We start from the raw sequence: 13761 nt of genomic DNA on the forward strand, positions 1-13761 counted from the left end.
CCCGTAACGTTGGTCCGATGATCGGAAACGCACAGCTGCTCGCCGTCCCCCGGGTGAGCACCGCGCGGGCCGCGGAACCGTCCGGCGACGGGGTGACCGGATGGGTCACCGGCCTGATGGAACGGCTCGGTGGCCCAGGCGCCGGCCTCGCGGTGGCGCTGGAGAACCTGTTCCCGCCCATCCCCAGCGAGGTGATCCTGCCGCTGGCCGGCTTCACCGCGAGCCAGGGCAAGATGAGCCTGGTCGGCGCGATCGTCTGGACCACGCTCGGGTCGATCGTGGGCGCGCTGGCGCTGTACTACATCGGCGCGGCCCTCGGGCGGGACCGGATGCGCGCCCTCGCCGCGCGGCTGCCGCTGATCAAGCTGGAGGACGTGGACCGCACCGAGGCGTGGTTCCTGCGCCACGGCGTCAAGGCGGTGTTCTTCGGCCGGATGATTCCGATCTTCCGCAGTCTCATCTCCATCCCGGCCGGGGTGGAACGGATGCCGGTGCCGGTGTTCCTGCTCTACACCGCGCTGGGCAGCCTGATCTGGAACACCACGTTCGTGCTCGCCGGGTACTTCCTCGGCGAGCAGTGGCACGTGGTCGAGGCGTACGCCGGCACGTTCCAGAAGCTGGTCATCGTGGCCGTGCTGGCCGGTGCCTGCTGGTTCGTGGTCAGCCGGGTCCGCCGCTCCCGCCGCACCGCCGCGGCCGCGCCGCAGGAGGCGGAGGCGCCGGCGGAGCCGCAGCCGACCCCGCAGGGCACCGTCTACCGGGGCGGCTGGTACTCCCGGACGGAGGACTGAGGCAGGCTCAGCAGGGCGGGTAGAGCGGGCGGGTGCCGGTGCCGGCGGCCCGGGCGGCCCGATCGCTGAACCGGCAGCCGAAGTCCGGCGCCGCGACCGCGCGCCGGTCGGTGACCGCGTCACCGGCCGGGCGCTTCCCGGTACGCACCCAGCGGACCAGGTCGTCCCACGCGGCACCGGCCTCGGCCGGGCTGAACTCGCAGTGCTGCGCGGTGCGCACCGCCCGCTGCACCAGCAGCCGGGACCGGCCGTGCCGGGCCACGTCCCGGGCGTACGCCTGCTCCATGCCGAACGGCACGAACAGGTCGCCGAGCCCGTGCAGGCTCAGCACCGGCACGGTGGGCCGCCCGGCGATCCGGGGCACCTCGGTCAGGCCGGGCGAGAGCCGCTGACGCAGGTTCTCCGGCGCGACCCGCTGCACCGTCGCGTCGAGGTTCACCGGCTGGTTCGGCGTGTACCTGGTGAACAGGTTCGTGGCGAGCTGACCTGGTCGCCGGGCGGGGGAGCCGTCCGCCTCGCCGACCGCGATGCCGAACAGGAAATCCTTCCACACCGCGAACGCGGCGTCGGCGCCCGGCCGCGGCCCGCCGGAGCGCTCCACGGTGACCGCGCGCAGCTGCTTGCCGAGGTCGTTCGTGGTGTCCGGGCCGCCCGGGGTCAGCCCGGCCAGGCCGAGCGTGACCTGGATCCGGGGCACCGCCGAGGTCAGGTAGTCCGGCGGCGTCGGGTACGCGCGCACCCCGGCGAGCGCCTGCGCCACCAGGTTGTAGTCCAGGAAGAAGTCGAACAGCTCCTGGTCGCCGAGCACCCCGCACATCGGCAGTGCCCCGGCGTAGAAGCCCGGGTACTGCTCCAGCGACCGGCCGATGACGTGGCCGCCCATCGACGCCCCGGCGATGAGCACCCGGTGCGGGCGGCGGACGGTGCGGCTGAACAGGTCGGCCAGGGCGCGGGTGCCGCGTACGCCGGAGCGCACGTCGTAGCCGTTGCGGTCGTACGACGACGACGCCCACGCGTACCCCTGCGCCACCAGGCGCTGCCGCAGGTCGAAGCCGGGCGCCTCGGGCGACAGCACGGTGCTCTGGCCGCGGTAGCCGTGCGCCCACATGACGAGCTCGCCGTTCCAGCGCGCCGGGATCTCGATGATGTACCCGGCGTTGGCGTGCACACCCTGCCGCACGGTGGTGGCGGCCCCGCCGACCACGAGCGGCGGCAGCGGCGGGTTGACGATGGTGTAGCCGGGCAACGGCCCGCTGCCGTCGTCGCGGCCGGTGGCGGCGGCGGGGGCCGCGCCGCTGAGGCCGAGCGTCAGCGCGAGGGCCGCGCCGACGGCGAGCAGCCGGCGGCGGACGGGTGAGGGCTGCATCGCTGCTCCCCGGGGGACGGGTGCCACCCCGGGACGGGGGTGACGACGCGGGACGGATGCCTACCGGCCGGTAGCGACCTGAACCTAGGCCGGGCGTCGAGAGCTGTCAATCGCTGACCGGCCGCTGCGCCGGCGTCCGTCCCGCCGTCCGCTCACACCAGGCCGTGCGCCAGCATCGCCTCCGCCACCCGCCGGAACCCCTGGATGTTCGCCCCGGCCACGTAGTCGCCGGGCAGGCCGAACTCCTCGGCGGTCGCCCAGCACCTGTCGTGCACGTCGCGCATGATCTCGCGCAGCCGCTGCTCCGACTCGCCGAACGTCCACGTGTCGCGGCTGGCGTTCTGCTGCATCTCCAGCCCGCTCACCGCCACACCGCCGGCGTTGGCGGCCTTGCCCGGGGCGAACCGCACCCCGGCCCGGCCGAGGATCCGCACCGCCTCCGGCGTGGTGGGCATGTTCGCCCCCTCCACCACCGCGACGCAGCCACCGGCGACCAGCGCGGCCGCCTCCGCGCCACCGATCTCGTTCTGCGTGGCGCAGGGCAGCGCCAGGTCGCAGGGCACCTCCCACACGTTGCGCTCAGCGACCGCCACGGCGTTGCGCGCGTGCTCCGCGTACTCGGCCAGCCGCCCCCGGCGCTGCTCCTTCAGCTCGCGCAGCAACGCCAGGTCGATGCCCTTCTCGTCGACCACGTAGCCACCGGAGTCCGAGCACGCCACCACGGTGCCGCCGAGCTGGTGCACCTTCTCGATCGCGTAGATGGCCACGTTGCCGGAGCCGGACACCACCACCCGCTTGCCCTCCAGGCTGTCCCCGGCCTGGCGGAGCATCTCGTCGGCGAAGAACACCGCCCCGTACCCGGTCGCCTCCCGGCGCACCTGCGCGCCCCCGTACGCCAGGCCCTTGCCGGTGAGCACGCCCGCGTCGTACCGGTTGGTGATCCGCTTGTACTGCCCGAACAGGTAGCCGATCTCCCGGCCGCCCACCCCGATGTCACCGGCGGGCACGTCGGTCTGCGGGCCGATGTGCCGGTACAGCTCGGTCATGAAGCTCTGGCAGAACCGCATCACCTCGCGGTCGGAGCGGCCCTTCGGGTCGAAGTCCGCGCCGCCCTTGCCGCCGCCGATGGACAGCCCGGTCAGCGCGTTCTTGAAGATCTGCTCGAACCCGAGGAACTTCACGATGCCCAGGTAGACCGACGGGTGGAAGCGCAGGCCGCCCTTGAACGGGCCGAGCGCGCTGTTGAACTCCACCCGGAAGCCGCGGTTCACCCGTACCCGGCCCTGGTCGTCCTCCCACGGCACGCGGAAGATGACCTGCCGCTCCGGCTCGCAGACGCGTTCGACCACCTCGGCGTACTCCGGATGCCGGACCAGGGCCGGACCGATGCTCTCCAGCACCTCGCGGACCGCCTGGTGGAACTCGGGCTCTCCCGGGTTCCGGGCGACCACGCCGGCGAACACCGACTCGACGGTCTCCGGCATCACGGGCACCTCCTCTCGCCTCGGACGCCGGCCGCCTGGCCTGCGCCGCCCCAGGATACGAACGGTGCGCGGGGTGGGGTTCACTGGTCGGCGTGGACGCCACCATCTGGACGACCGCGCGGGACGCGCGCGCCTGGCTCGACGCCGCGAACGGCCGCGGCGACACCGAACTGACCTGCCGCATCCTCAAGATCGGCGAGGAGGCCGGCGAAGTCGCCGCGGCCTGGATCGGGCTGCTCGGGCAGAACCCCCGCAAGGGGGTGACGCACACCCGCGAGGAGGTCGCCGCCGAGCTCGCCGACGTGGCGTTCACCGCGCTCGTCGCGATCGAGAGCCTCGGCCTGGACGCGCAGGCCGTGCTGGCCGCCTGCGCCGGCAAGGTGCGGGAACGGACCGGAGGGGGAATGAACCGAGACGCCGACGCGGACGTATGACCCGATGGGGACCGGCGAGAGGGGACGACCATGACCGCATCCGAGGACGACCCCGGCCTGGCCCGGCCCCGCTGGTCCGGCGGAGCCCGGCTGCTCGCGGCGGCGGCGGTGCTGGTGGTGGTGCTCGGCGCGGTGGCGGTGGCGGTGACGCTGTCCAACCCGGCCCGGCTCGGCGTGGTCTTCTCCGGCGGCGCCCCGCCCTCGCCCGCTCCCGGTGGCGGTTCCGGCGGGGCAGGCGCCGCCGAGGTGGCCGGCGCCGAGACGCTCGCCGCGCCCCGCGGCGATCGGCAGCGCGCCCAGTTCGAGCTGGTCGACGGGCTGACCCGGTTCACGCTGCGGGCCGACGACCTCGGCGACGACCTGTACCGGATCGGCGCGCCGGACGGCTCCGGCGTGACGCCCCGCCCGCAGCTGGTGGGCGACCGGGTCCGGCTGCGGATCGAGGAGAACGGCCGTCCCGGCCCGGCCGCCGTCGAGGTGGTGCTCAACTCCCGGGTCACCTGGCGGCTGCGGCTGATCGGCGGCGTCAGCGAGCAGCGGCTCGACCTGGGTGAGGCCCGGCTCGCCGGGATCGACCTGGTCGGCGGCGCGTCGCGTACCCGGCTGCTGCTGCCCCGGCTCGACGGCTCGCTCACCGTCCGGATGACCGGCGGGGTCAGCGAACTGACGGTCACCGTGCCCGGCGGGCCACCGGCCCGGGTGCGGGTGGCCTCCGGCGCCGGCTCCCTGACCCTGTACGACGAGCGTCGCGGCGGGATCGCCGCCGGTGACCTGGTCAGCTCGCCGGGCTGGGACCGGGCCGCCGACCGGCTCTACCTCGACCTGGTCGGGGGCGCCAACGCGGTGAGCGTCACCGCGGAGTGAGCGTACAGTCGGGCGGTGGACCGCACCGAATCCCTGCCCTCGCAGACGCTCCCACCGGGCGTCGGCCCGACCGACCCGGGCAGCGTGCTGCTGCCGGGCCACGACGTCCCGCTCGGCCGCTACACCACTGTGCGCCGGCTGCTGCCGCAGCGGCAGCGCCGGATGGTCGGCGCCTGGTGCTTCGTCGACCACTTCGGGCCCGACGACGTGGCCGACCGGCCCGGCATGGAGGTGCCGCCGCACCCGCACACCGGCCTGCAGACAGTCACCTGGCTGCTCGACGGGGAGATCCTGCACCGCGACAGCCTCGGCAACGTCCAGCCCATCCGCCCGGGCCAGCTCAACGTGATGACCTCCGGGCGCGGCATCGCGCACTCCGAGCGCTCCCCGCTGGTGCACCCGCCGCTGATGCACGGCGTGCAGTTGTGGGTGGCGCTGCCCGACCCGGCCCGCGCCGGTGACCCGGACTTCGCCCACCACGCCGACCTGCCCCGCTTCCGCGACGGCGACCTGGACGTCACGCTGCTGGTCGGCGACCTCGGCGGGGAACGCTCGCCCGCCGTCGTGCACACCCCGCTGGTCGGCGCGCAGCTCGAGGTCCGCGGGCCGGCGCCGGCCACGCTGCCGCTGCGTCCGGACTTCGAGTACGGGCTGCTGGCCATGTCCGGCGCCGCCGAGTGCGACGGCACGGCGCTGGCCCCCGGCGCGCTGCTCTACCTGGGCCTCGGCCGGAACGCGCTGACGCTGCGCGCCGAGCCGGGCACCCGGCTGCTGCTGCTCGGCGGCACCCCGTTCGAGGAGCCGCTGGTGATGTGGTGGAACTTCGTCGGCCGCTCGCACGAGGAGGTGGTGGCCGCCCGGGAGGACTGGATGGCCGGCCGCCGCTTCGGTGTGGTCGCCGACGACGCGGCACCGCCGCTGCCCGCGCCCGCGCTGCCCACCACCCGGCTCAAGGCCCGTGATCGCGGCGGCGACGTGCGCGGCTGACCGTCGTACCCGAATGCCGCGCCGTCGCCGGGGTAGTCGGCGGCATGCCGACAACCACCGCCCCGCGCGACGTCGCGGACAAGAAGCGGCTCGCCCGCCGGCTCGCCGGAGACGGCCGCGGGTTCGCCGAGTTCTTCGGGTTCCGGGTGACGAACAACCCGGCCCAGTTGTTCCAGGTGCTGTACCTGGCCGTCCTGCTGGCCCGCCGGGGCGACTTCCACCGGGCCGTCGACGCGGCCGGCGCGCTGCGCGACGCCGGCTGGGACACCGCGGCCCGGATGGCCCGCTCCCGCCACGAGGACCGGGTACGCGTGCTGCGCGCCGCCGGGCTGCGCGGTGACCTGCCCGCGATCGCCGACACCCTCGGCGACCTGGCCCGCACGGTCGTCGAGACGTACCGGGGCGACCTGCGCCGGCTACGGACCGCCGCGCACCAGGATCCGGGCGAGGAACGGCGGCTGCTGACCGCGCTGCCCGGAGTGGACGACGAGGTGTGCGACCTGTTCCTGCGCGAGGCGCAGGCGCTGTGGCGTGAGGCGGCGCCGGTGGCCGACCGGCGGGCCCTCGCGGCGGCCCGGCGGCTCGGGCTGGGCCGCACCGCGCGCGACCTCGCCGGACTCACCGGCAGCGGGGAGTCGGAGCAACTGTCGTGGCTGGTCGGAGCGCTGGCGCGAGTGGACCTGGAGCGGCGGTACGCGGAGGTGACCGCCTGAGCGCACGCGTGCGCCCGGACACACTTCCGCGATTCTCACCCGTTCGGCTGATGTCGCGTCGTATGATGATCGTGGCAGCGATGCCCGCCCGGTTCGGGCGAACATCTCACCGCTGCGTGGTCGCGACCCGGTTCGGGCGTGAACCGCGCAGGACAGGTGCTGCGTGGCGCCCCAGGTCGCGGTTCGTGACCCGGGGCGCTCGCCTGCCCGGGGCACGCCGACCGGCCACAGGGGAGCGCCCACGCGCGACAGTCGTACACCGGCCCTTCTCCGCACGCGCGGAGGCCGGCGGCCGTGTCGCCCGCCGGCCCGCCGCCGTGCTCAGATGCCGCGCAGGTGCTGTGACACGCGTGGGTGGTCGACCCGGGCCTGCGCCGCGCGCTGCGACCGGCTCACCTCGGGCGCCGCGTCGATGCCGGCCGAGCGGGCCACCTCGGTGCCGTTGGCGTAGTCCACCGGGGGCAGCGCGCGCAGCGCCCGCAACACGTCCGGCGGCGCGCCCTCCCGTTCCGCCTCGCGGATGACGTCGTCCTTGCCGGCCGGGTAGTCCAGCGCGGACAGGTAATCAAGGACATCCGTGTAACTCGCCATGGGTCGGGCTCCTCGTGGCAGTAGTCGTGGTCATGACCGGGCGGCGGTTACCCGTCGCGCCGCCCCTCACGCCCGCGAGCGCGGAAAACCCGCCGTCGCCGCACGCCGGTGGCCGGCGCCGTTTCCGGCGCGCCGTCGCGGGTAGCCGCGGTGGGCGCACCGAAGGGGGTACCACGGATGCACTACCTGACCTTCGTGAGCCGGGTCGCCCGGCTCACCGGCACGAGCGAGGACCGGGCCGCCACACTCACCGGGGCCACGCTGGAGACGCTCTCCGAGCGGCTGACCGGCGGCGAGGTGATGGACCTCGCCGCGCAGCTGCCCAAGCCACTCCAGGGGCTGCTGCGGCCCTATCCGCGCGACGAGGCCGCCGAACGGTTCGGCGCGGCCGAGTTCGCCGCCCGGGTCGCCCGCCGGGCGGACTGCGACGAGAACACCGCCCGGGACGCCGTACGCGCGGTGTTCGTCACGCTGCGCGAGGCGATCCGGGGCGGGGAGTTCCAGGACGTCGTGGTGCGGTTCCCCCGCGACTACCGGGACATGGTCGAACCGGCCCTCGCCCCGGCCGCCGCGCGCCGCTGAACCGGCGGCCGGTCAGCCGATCACGCCGGCGTCGCGCAGCGCGGCGATCCGGCCGGCGTCGATCCCGGCGCCGGCCAGCACCTCGTCGGTGTGCTCGCCCGCCGACGGCGGCGGTCGCCGGACCGACGTCGGGGTGGCCGAGAAGCGCGGCGCGGGAGCGGGCTGGGTGACGCCGTCCGGCGCCACGAAGACCTCCCGTGCCCGCAGGTGCGGGTGCTGCGGCGCCTCGGCCCAGTCGAGCACCGGTGCCACGCAGGCGTCCGTGCCGGCCAGCAGCGCCGTCCACTCGTCGCGGGTACGGGTGCGGAACAGCCGCGCCCAGGCCGCCCGCAGCGCCGGCCAGTTCGCCGGGTCGTCCCGGTCCAGCGCGTCCTCCGGCATGTCGTCGCCGTCGGGCGGGAAACCGGTGAGCCGGACCAGTTCGGCGTAGAACTGCGGCTCCAGCGCGCCCACCGCGACGTACCGCCCGTCGGCGCACTCGTACGTGTCGTAGAACGGCGCGCCGCCGTCGAGCAGGTTCACCCCGCGCGGGTCCTGCCACAGGCCGATGCCGCGCAGCGCGTGGATCTGGGTGGCCAGCACCGACACGCCGTCCACGATGGCCGCGTCGACCACCTGGCCGGGCGCGCCGCCGCGCACCGCGTACAGCGCCGCGACCACGCCGAGCGCCAGCATCATGCCCCCGCCGCCGTAGTCGCCGAGCAGGTTCATCGGCGGCACCGGGCGTTCCCCGGCCCGGCCCACGCCGTGCAGCGCGCCGGTCAGGGCCAGGTAGTCGATGTCGTGCCCGGCGCGCTGCGCCAGCGGCCCGTCCTGCCCCCAGCCGGTCATCCGCCCGTACACCAGGCGGGGGTTGGCGGCGAGGCAGGCGTCCGGGCCGAGGCCGAGTCGTTCGGTCACGCCGGGCCGGAACCCCTCGACCAGCGCGTCCGTGCCGGCGACCAGGTCGAGCACCAGGTCACGCCCCGCGGGCTGCTTCAGGTCGACGGCGATCGAGCGGCGGTTGCGGTTCAGCAGGTCGCCGGGGAAGGCGCCGAACCCGCCCCCGCCGGCCCGGTCGACGCGCACCACGTCGGCACCGAGGTCGGCCAGCATCATGGCCGCGAACGGACCGGGGCCGATGCCGGCCAGCTCGATCACCCGTACGCCGGTCAGTGGTCCCTGGTTGGTCACCCGCGTCACCATAGGGGCAGGGGTGACCCGGGCGCCACGCCCTCCGTCGGCGTCCAGTGGTTGACCAGGGCAATCATGCGTGTCCCGACTTGGCGTCCGGTCCGGCGGTGACCTAGCCTTGTGCAGGCGAGGGGAGTACTTCCCACGAATCATTCCGGTCAGTACGGCGAGCCGCCGAGGCGAGCCCCGGGTGGTTGCCCACGAAAACGTGGGTGAAGGAGACCTCGAACATGACACGGTGTTCGAGGAGGCTCCATGCCCGAATTGTCGCCCCTGGCCGCGGCCGGGTTGTCGTCTGTCGGCACGCCCACGCTGTGGGTCGTGACGATCGTCGGTGTGCTCGTCCTGCTGGTGCTCGACTTCCTGGTCACCAGGAAGCCGCACGAGGTCTCGATCCGTGAGGCGCTCGGCTGGTCCGCCTTCTACATCGCCCTGCCGCTGGCCTTCGGCGCGTGGATCTGGTCCCGGTACGGCAGCCAGCAGGGCATCGAGTACCTCACCGGTTACCTGGTCGAGAAGTCCCTCTCGGTCGACAACCTGTTCGTCTTCATGCTGCTGCTGGCCGCGTTCGCGGTGCCCGCCGTGCTCGCCCAGCGGGTGCTGCTCTACGGCATCGCCGGCGCCCTGGTGCTGCGCGGCGTGTTCATCGCGCTCGGCGCCGCCGCGCTCCAGACGCTCGACTTCGCCTTCCTGCTGTTCGCGCTCATCCTGATCGCCACCGCGGTCAAGTTGCTGCGCGACGCCCTCTCCGGGCACGAGCAGGAGGTCGACATCAACAAGATGCGGTCGGTCCGGCTGCTCCGCAAGATCATGCCGGTGGTCGACGACTACCACGGCACCCGGATGACGATCCGGCAGGGCGGCCGGCGGGCGCTCACCCCGTTCGCGCTGGTCGTGGTCGCCGTGCTGGCCACGGACATCGTGTTCGCCGTCGACTCGGTGCCCGCCGTCTACGGCATCACCGAGGACCCGTACCTGGTCTTCGCCACCAACGCCTTCGCGCTGCTGGGTCTGCGGGCGCTCTACTTCGTGCTGCACGCCGCGCTCAGCCGCCTCGTGCACCTCAGCTACGGCCTGGCCGCCATCCTGGCGTTCATCGGCGTCAAGCTCGGCCTGCACTGGGCGCACGGCATCTGGAAGGGCGTACCGGAGATCCCCACGCTCGCCTCGCTCGGCGTGATCATCGGCGTCCTGGTGATCGTCACCATCACCAGCCTGCGGGCCACCCGCAACAGCGGCGACGGCAAGCGCACCGTCGTGCACGAGGTGCAGGGCGGAGGTTCCGCCTGACTCGGTGGAACCCCTGCCCCGGCGGGAGCGGCGGTGGTACGACTGACGGGTGGGAATCGTCTCGCCCGGCTTCCAGGGCCGGCCCCGTACGTCCGCGCCCGACCTGCCGCCGGGGCAGTACCTCACCGAGGACTTCCCGGTGCTCTCCGCCGGCCCGACGCCACGCGTGCCGCTGGACACCTGGGAGTTCGTGCTGACCAGCGAGACCGGCGCGGAGTACCGCTGGTCCTGGGACGAGTTGATGGGCCTGCCGCAGGACACCCCGACGGTGGACCTGCACTGCGTCACCCGCTGGTCCAAGCTCGGCACCACCTGGCAGGGCGTCTCCCTGGACACGCTGCTCGACGGCGTCGACACCGAGGCCCGGTACGCGCTCGCGCACTCGTACGGCGGGTACACCACCAACCTGCCGCTCGACGACCTGCGCGGCGGACGGGCCTGGGTGGTGCACACGTACGACGGGGGGCCGCTGCCGGCCGAGCACGGCGGACCGGCGCGGCTGCTCGTACCGCACCTGTACCTGTGGAAGTCGGCTAAGTGGGTGCACGGCATCCGGCTGCTCACCGACGACCGGCCCGGCTTCTGGGAGACCGCCGGATACCACGACTACGGCGACCCGTGGCGCGAGCAGCGCTACCAGGGCGACTGAGGTGACCGCACAGGCGCAGGGCCGTCGCGTCGCGCCGCTGATGTGGCGGGTGGCCCGGCTGGTCGAGCGGCGGATCGAGACGCCCACCGCGCAGACGCTGGTGCTGGACGTGCCCGGCTGGCCCGGGCACCTGCCCGGACAGCACGTCGACCTGCGCCTGACCGCCGAGGACGGCTACCAGGCCGCCCGGTCGTACTCGCTGGCCGGCCCCGCCGACGGCGAGCGGATCGAGGTGACGGTGCAGCGGGTGCCCGACGGCGAGGTGTCGCCGTACCTGACCGACACCTACGCCGAGGGCGACCCGGTGGAGGTACGCGGACCGGTCGGCGGCTGGTTCGTCTGGCGTACCGACGACACCACGCCGGTGCTGCTCGTCGCCGGCGGATCCGGCGTGGTGCCACTGATGGCGATGATCCGCGCGCGTCGCGCCGCGGGCAGTCGCACGCCGTTCCGGCTCGTCTACTCGGTGCGCACCCCGGACGACGTCATCTACGCCGACGAGCTGCGCCGCCGCGCCCGCGACGACCAGGGCCTGGACGTCGCGTACGTCTACACCCGGTCCGCGCCCGAGGGCTGGCGCGGCGAGCCGCACCGGATCGGCCTGGCCGACGTGAACAGCCACGGCTGGCCGCCCGACCTGGAGCCGCTGTGCTACGTGTGCGGCCCCACCGGATTCGTGGAGACCGTGGCCGACCTGCTGGTGGGGCTGGGTCACCCGACCCGGCGCGTGCGGACCGAACGGTTCGGCCCGACCGGCTGAGACCCGAGGAGGGCGTATGACCGACCTGTCCTACGTGGATGGCAACATGCTCGACGGGCCGCTGCGCGAGTTGTTCGCGGTCGACCTGAGCGCCACCACCGGGCGCTGCGACACCTGCGGGACGACCGGCCCGATGGCCGGGCTACACGTCTACTCGCACGCCCCGGGCCTGGTCGGGCGCTGCCCCGCCTGCTCCGGGGTGATGGTGCGGCTGGTCCGGGCGCCGCAGCAGGCCTGGCTGGACCTGCGCGGCACCACGTACCTCCAGGTGCCCATGGCGGCCGAGCAGGGCTTCCGCGCTTCGTCCTGACGGCTGCGCCGTTACCGGTCCGCGCCTGCCGCGCCGGCGCAGCCGCCCGACGAGCTGACCCACAGTCACCGGCACCACGGAGAGCACGAGCTGACCGTTGCGCGGGTCCACGGTCGCCGCCACCCCGTACAACCGGGCGCCGTGCCGCAGCAGCCGGGGCCGCCCGGCGGCGAGCCGAGGCGCGCGCACCGCGGCCCCGCCGCGCCCGTGACCGCCGTCCACCTCGGCGCGCACCGGATGGCGCTGCCCGCTGGCGGCGCTCGCGGCCAGGAGCCGGTCCAGCGCGAAGTCCGTGCGCAGCGTGCGGCCGGTCGGATCGCCGGCGTCCATCCGGGTGGCGCCCACGACCGGACCGGCCAGCATCCGCACCGGCCCGGCCTCCGTGGCGAACCGGGGGTACGGGCTGCGCGTGGTCACCGTCAGCGTGTGCCCGTCGACCCAGCTCACGTCGACGGCGTCCAGCCGCGCCAGCCAGTCGGCGCGCACGTCGGTGACATCGGTCCAGCGGGCCGGTGCGCCCGGGTAGCCCGCGTGCCAGCGGTCACCGGCGAACACCGTCGCCGGCACGCCCCGGCCGCTGTCCTGCTCGATGACCGCCAGCAGGTCGTCCACCCCGCCCGCGGTCACCGCGCCCAGGCGCAGCCGGGCCTCGATGTCGAGCCGGTCCCGCAGGCAGTCGGTGACGTGCCGCCGTGCCAGCCGCGCCACCGTGGCGTGCACCCGCTCCTGCGCGGCCCGGTCCAGGTGCCGGAAGTCGTCGCCGACCAGGTTCGCCAGCTCCAGCCCGGCGTGGCGGCGCAGCACCGCGTCCCGGCGCTCCCCGGCGGGGATCAGCTCGGCCACGTACGCGAACAGCCGCTCCACGCTGACCAGGCGCTGCTCCACCCGGCTGTGGTAGGTGATGTTGCGGGCGTCCAGCCGGCGTACCGCGTGGTAGTAGTCGTAGTCGGCGAGCACCGAGATCCGCCGGGCGTGGTAGCAGGCGGCGAGCGTGAACGGCTGGTCGCTGAGCACCGGCATGTCCTCCGGGAACCGCAGCCCGAGCCGGTCCACCAGGTCGCGCCGGAACAGCTTCGTGTTCGCCAGCGACCACGGCAGCGCCGAGTCGAACAGGCTCACGTCGACCGCGTTGCCGTCGGCGAACACGTCGGAGAAGACGTGCCGGCCGTTGACCCCGACCACCTTGCCGAGCACCACGTCCGAGCCGTACCGGTCGGCGGCGGCGACCAGACGCTCCAGGGCCTCCGGGCCGAGCCGGTCGTCCGAGCCGAGGAAGAACACGTACCGGCCGGTGGTCAGGTCCAGTCCCCGGTTGCAGGGCGACGCCGGGCCACCGGAGTGGGACTGGTGCACGACCCGCACCGTGCCGGGGTGCTTCGCGGCGTACCGGTCGAGCAGGCGGCCGCTGCCGTCGGTGGACCCGTCGTCCACCGCCACGATCTCCATCCGGTCCGCCCCGATGGTCTGCCGCAGCACCGAGTCGAGGCAGGACCGCAGGTAGCGCAGCGTGTTGTAGACAGGGACGACGACACTCACGTCGGGGCGGCTCGTCGCCGGTGGGCGGGGCGTGGTCGGTGGGCGGTGCGTCGCCTCCTCGGCTGCCACGGCTGCTCCTCACGGTCGCCCGGACGATCCGGCGCGACCCAGCGTGGTGGAGCGAGCCGTCCGGGTCACGACACCGGCGTGACGGCGAGGTGACCGGAAGGCAGCCGTTGGATACGCGCGGAAGGGCCCGGCCCCTCGTGGTGGGGGTCGGGCCCTTCCGGT

The 13761-nt window shown here is 74.4% G+C and carries 14 protein-coding genes and 1 pseudogene; 10 read left to right on the forward strand and 5 right to left on the reverse strand.

The features are described from left to right. The first annotated feature begins 17 nt into the window (after positions 1 to 17). Positions 18 to 791, forward strand: coding sequence for a DedA family protein (locus ACPCK6_RS01945; RefSeq protein ID WP_396881668.1), 774 nt, complete (start codon positions 18 to 20; stop codon positions 789 to 791). Between the two features lie 7 nt (positions 792 to 798). On the opposite strand, the gene ACPCK6_RS01950 is transcribed toward ACPCK6_RS01945, so the two are convergent. After that, positions 799 to 2157: an alpha/beta hydrolase family protein gene (locus ACPCK6_RS01950; protein ID WP_423480164.1), complete on the reverse strand. Its 1359-nt coding sequence runs from the start codon at positions 2155 to 2157 to the stop codon at positions 799 to 801. Positions 2158 to 2309: 152 nt separating this feature from the next. Next, on the reverse strand, positions 2310 to 3641 hold the full coding sequence (gdhA, locus tag ACPCK6_RS01955) for an NADP-specific glutamate dehydrogenase (protein ID WP_423480165.1): 1332 nt from the start codon (positions 3639 to 3641) through the stop codon (positions 2310 to 2312). A 92-nt stretch (positions 3642 to 3733) separates the two neighbouring features. Here gdhA and ACPCK6_RS01960 point away from each other — a divergent pair, with 92 nt between their 5' ends. Genes ACPCK6_RS01960 through ACPCK6_RS01975 form a run of 4 tightly spaced genes read left to right on the forward strand, consistent with a single transcriptional unit; the run spans position 3734 to position 6639 of the window. Further along, a complete protein-coding gene (locus ACPCK6_RS01960; protein WP_318333831.1) occupies positions 3734 to 4075 on the forward strand; it encodes a MazG-like family protein in 342 nt (113 codons plus the stop codon). Positions 4076 to 4105: 30 nt separating this feature from the next. Continuing rightward, entirely contained in the window at positions 4106 to 4939 is an 834-nt protein-coding gene (locus ACPCK6_RS01965) for a toast rack family protein (protein WP_423480166.1), read from the forward strand. A gap of 15 nt (positions 4940 to 4954) precedes the next feature. Then, a complete protein-coding gene (locus tag ACPCK6_RS01970) occupies positions 4955 to 5926 on the forward strand; it encodes a pirin family protein (protein ID WP_423480167.1) in 972 nt (323 codons plus the stop codon). A gap of 44 nt (positions 5927 to 5970) precedes the next feature. Further along, positions 5971 to 6639 (forward strand): hypothetical protein, encoded by a 669-nt coding sequence (locus tag ACPCK6_RS01975; RefSeq protein WP_396881672.1) that lies wholly within the window; start codon positions 5971 to 5973, stop codon positions 6637 to 6639. A gap of 321 nt (positions 6640 to 6960) precedes the next feature. On the opposite strand, the gene ACPCK6_RS01980 is transcribed toward ACPCK6_RS01975, so the two are convergent. Beyond that, positions 6961 to 7230, reverse strand: a complete 270-nt coding sequence (locus tag ACPCK6_RS01980; RefSeq protein ID WP_318333835.1) for a DUF2795 domain-containing protein — start codon at positions 7228 to 7230, stop codon at positions 6961 to 6963. Positions 7231 to 7407: 177 nt separating this feature from the next. Between ACPCK6_RS01980 and ACPCK6_RS01985 the strand changes: the two genes are divergently transcribed. Beyond that, positions 7408 to 7812 (forward strand): DUF2267 domain-containing protein, encoded by a 405-nt coding sequence (locus ACPCK6_RS01985; RefSeq protein ID WP_396881673.1) that lies wholly within the window; start codon positions 7408 to 7410, stop codon positions 7810 to 7812. A gap of 12 nt (positions 7813 to 7824) precedes the next feature. Here the strand turns inward: ACPCK6_RS01985 and ACPCK6_RS01990 are convergent, their stop codons facing one another. Continuing rightward, positions 7825 to 8997 carry a CaiB/BaiF CoA transferase family protein gene (locus ACPCK6_RS01990; RefSeq protein WP_396881674.1) on the reverse strand — a complete coding sequence of 391 codons (1173 nt, stop codon included), beginning with the start codon at positions 8995 to 8997 and terminating at the stop codon, positions 7825 to 7827. 243 nt (positions 8998 to 9240) lie between these two features. On the opposite strand from ACPCK6_RS01990, the gene ACPCK6_RS01995 reads away from it, so the two are divergent. From ACPCK6_RS01995 to ACPCK6_RS02010, 4 genes and pseudogenes are all read left to right on the forward strand, one after another. Next, a complete protein-coding gene (locus ACPCK6_RS01995; RefSeq protein WP_396881675.1) occupies positions 9241 to 10275 on the forward strand; it encodes a TerC/Alx family metal homeostasis membrane protein in 1035 nt (344 codons plus the stop codon). A gap of 49 nt (positions 10276 to 10324) precedes the next feature. Continuing rightward, a complete protein-coding gene (locus tag ACPCK6_RS02000) occupies positions 10325 to 10924 on the forward strand; it encodes a sulfite oxidase-like oxidoreductase (protein WP_396881676.1) in 600 nt (199 codons plus the stop codon). Between the two features lie 40 nt (positions 10925 to 10964). Then, the gene (locus ACPCK6_RS02005; protein ID WP_423480171.1) at positions 10965 to 11684 is read left to right on the forward strand and encodes a ferredoxin reductase; all 720 of its coding nucleotides are present in this window, start codon (positions 10965 to 10967) and stop codon (positions 11682 to 11684) included. Positions 11685 to 11730: 46 nt separating this feature from the next. Then, a pseudogene (locus ACPCK6_RS02010) lies at positions 11731 to 11901 on the forward strand (DUF6510 family protein); the annotation flags it as partial. On the opposite strand, the gene ACPCK6_RS02015 reads toward ACPCK6_RS02010, so the two are convergent. After that, positions 11827 to 13599, reverse strand: a complete 1773-nt coding sequence (locus tag ACPCK6_RS02015; protein ID WP_423480168.1) for a glycosyltransferase family 2 protein — start codon at positions 13597 to 13599, stop codon at positions 11827 to 11829. The pseudogene ACPCK6_RS02010 and the gene ACPCK6_RS02015 overlap by 75 nt on opposite strands. Positions 13600 to 13761 lie beyond the last annotated feature (162 nt).

Origin of the sequence: Micromonospora sp. AB353, from assembly GCF_049538395.1 — a bacterium.
GTDB lineage: Bacteria > Actinomycetota > Actinomycetes > Mycobacteriales > Micromonosporaceae > Micromonospora > Micromonospora aurantiaca.

What these genes read in the sequence shown, in the direction of transcription:
- ACPCK6_RS01945 (WP_396881668.1), top strand. Translation starts at nt 18, where the DNA reads ATGATCGGAAACGCACAGCTGCTCGCCGTCCCCCGGGTGAGCACCGCG.
- ACPCK6_RS01950 (WP_423480164.1), bottom strand. Translation starts at nt 2,157, where the DNA reads ATGCAGCCCTCACCCGTCCGCCGCCGGCTGCTCGCCGTCGGCGCGGCC.
- gdhA (WP_423480165.1), bottom strand. Translation starts at nt 3,641, where the DNA reads ATGCCGGAGACCGTCGAGTCGGTGTTCGCCGGCGTGGTCGCCCGGAAC.
- ACPCK6_RS01965 (WP_423480166.1), top strand. Translation starts at nt 4,106, where the DNA reads ATGACCGCATCCGAGGACGACCCCGGCCTGGCCCGGCCCCGCTGGTCC.
- ACPCK6_RS01975 (WP_396881672.1), top strand. Translation starts at nt 5,971, where the DNA reads ATGCCGACAACCACCGCCCCGCGCGACGTCGCGGACAAGAAGCGGCTC.
- ACPCK6_RS01980 (WP_318333835.1), bottom strand. Translation starts at nt 7,230, where the DNA reads ATGGCGAGTTACACGGATGTCCTTGATTACCTGTCCGCGCTGGACTAC.
- ACPCK6_RS01985 (WP_396881673.1), top strand. Translation starts at nt 7,408, where the DNA reads ATGCACTACCTGACCTTCGTGAGCCGGGTCGCCCGGCTCACCGGCACG.
- ACPCK6_RS01990 (WP_396881674.1), bottom strand. Translation starts at nt 8,997, where the DNA reads ATGGTGACGCGGGTGACCAACCAGGGACCACTGACCGGCGTACGGGTG.
- ACPCK6_RS01995 (WP_396881675.1), top strand. Translation starts at nt 9,241, where the DNA reads ATGCCCGAATTGTCGCCCCTGGCCGCGGCCGGGTTGTCGTCTGTCGGC.
- ACPCK6_RS02005 (WP_423480171.1), top strand. Translation starts at nt 10,965, where the DNA reads ATGTGGCGGGTGGCCCGGCTGGTCGAGCGGCGGATCGAGACGCCCACC.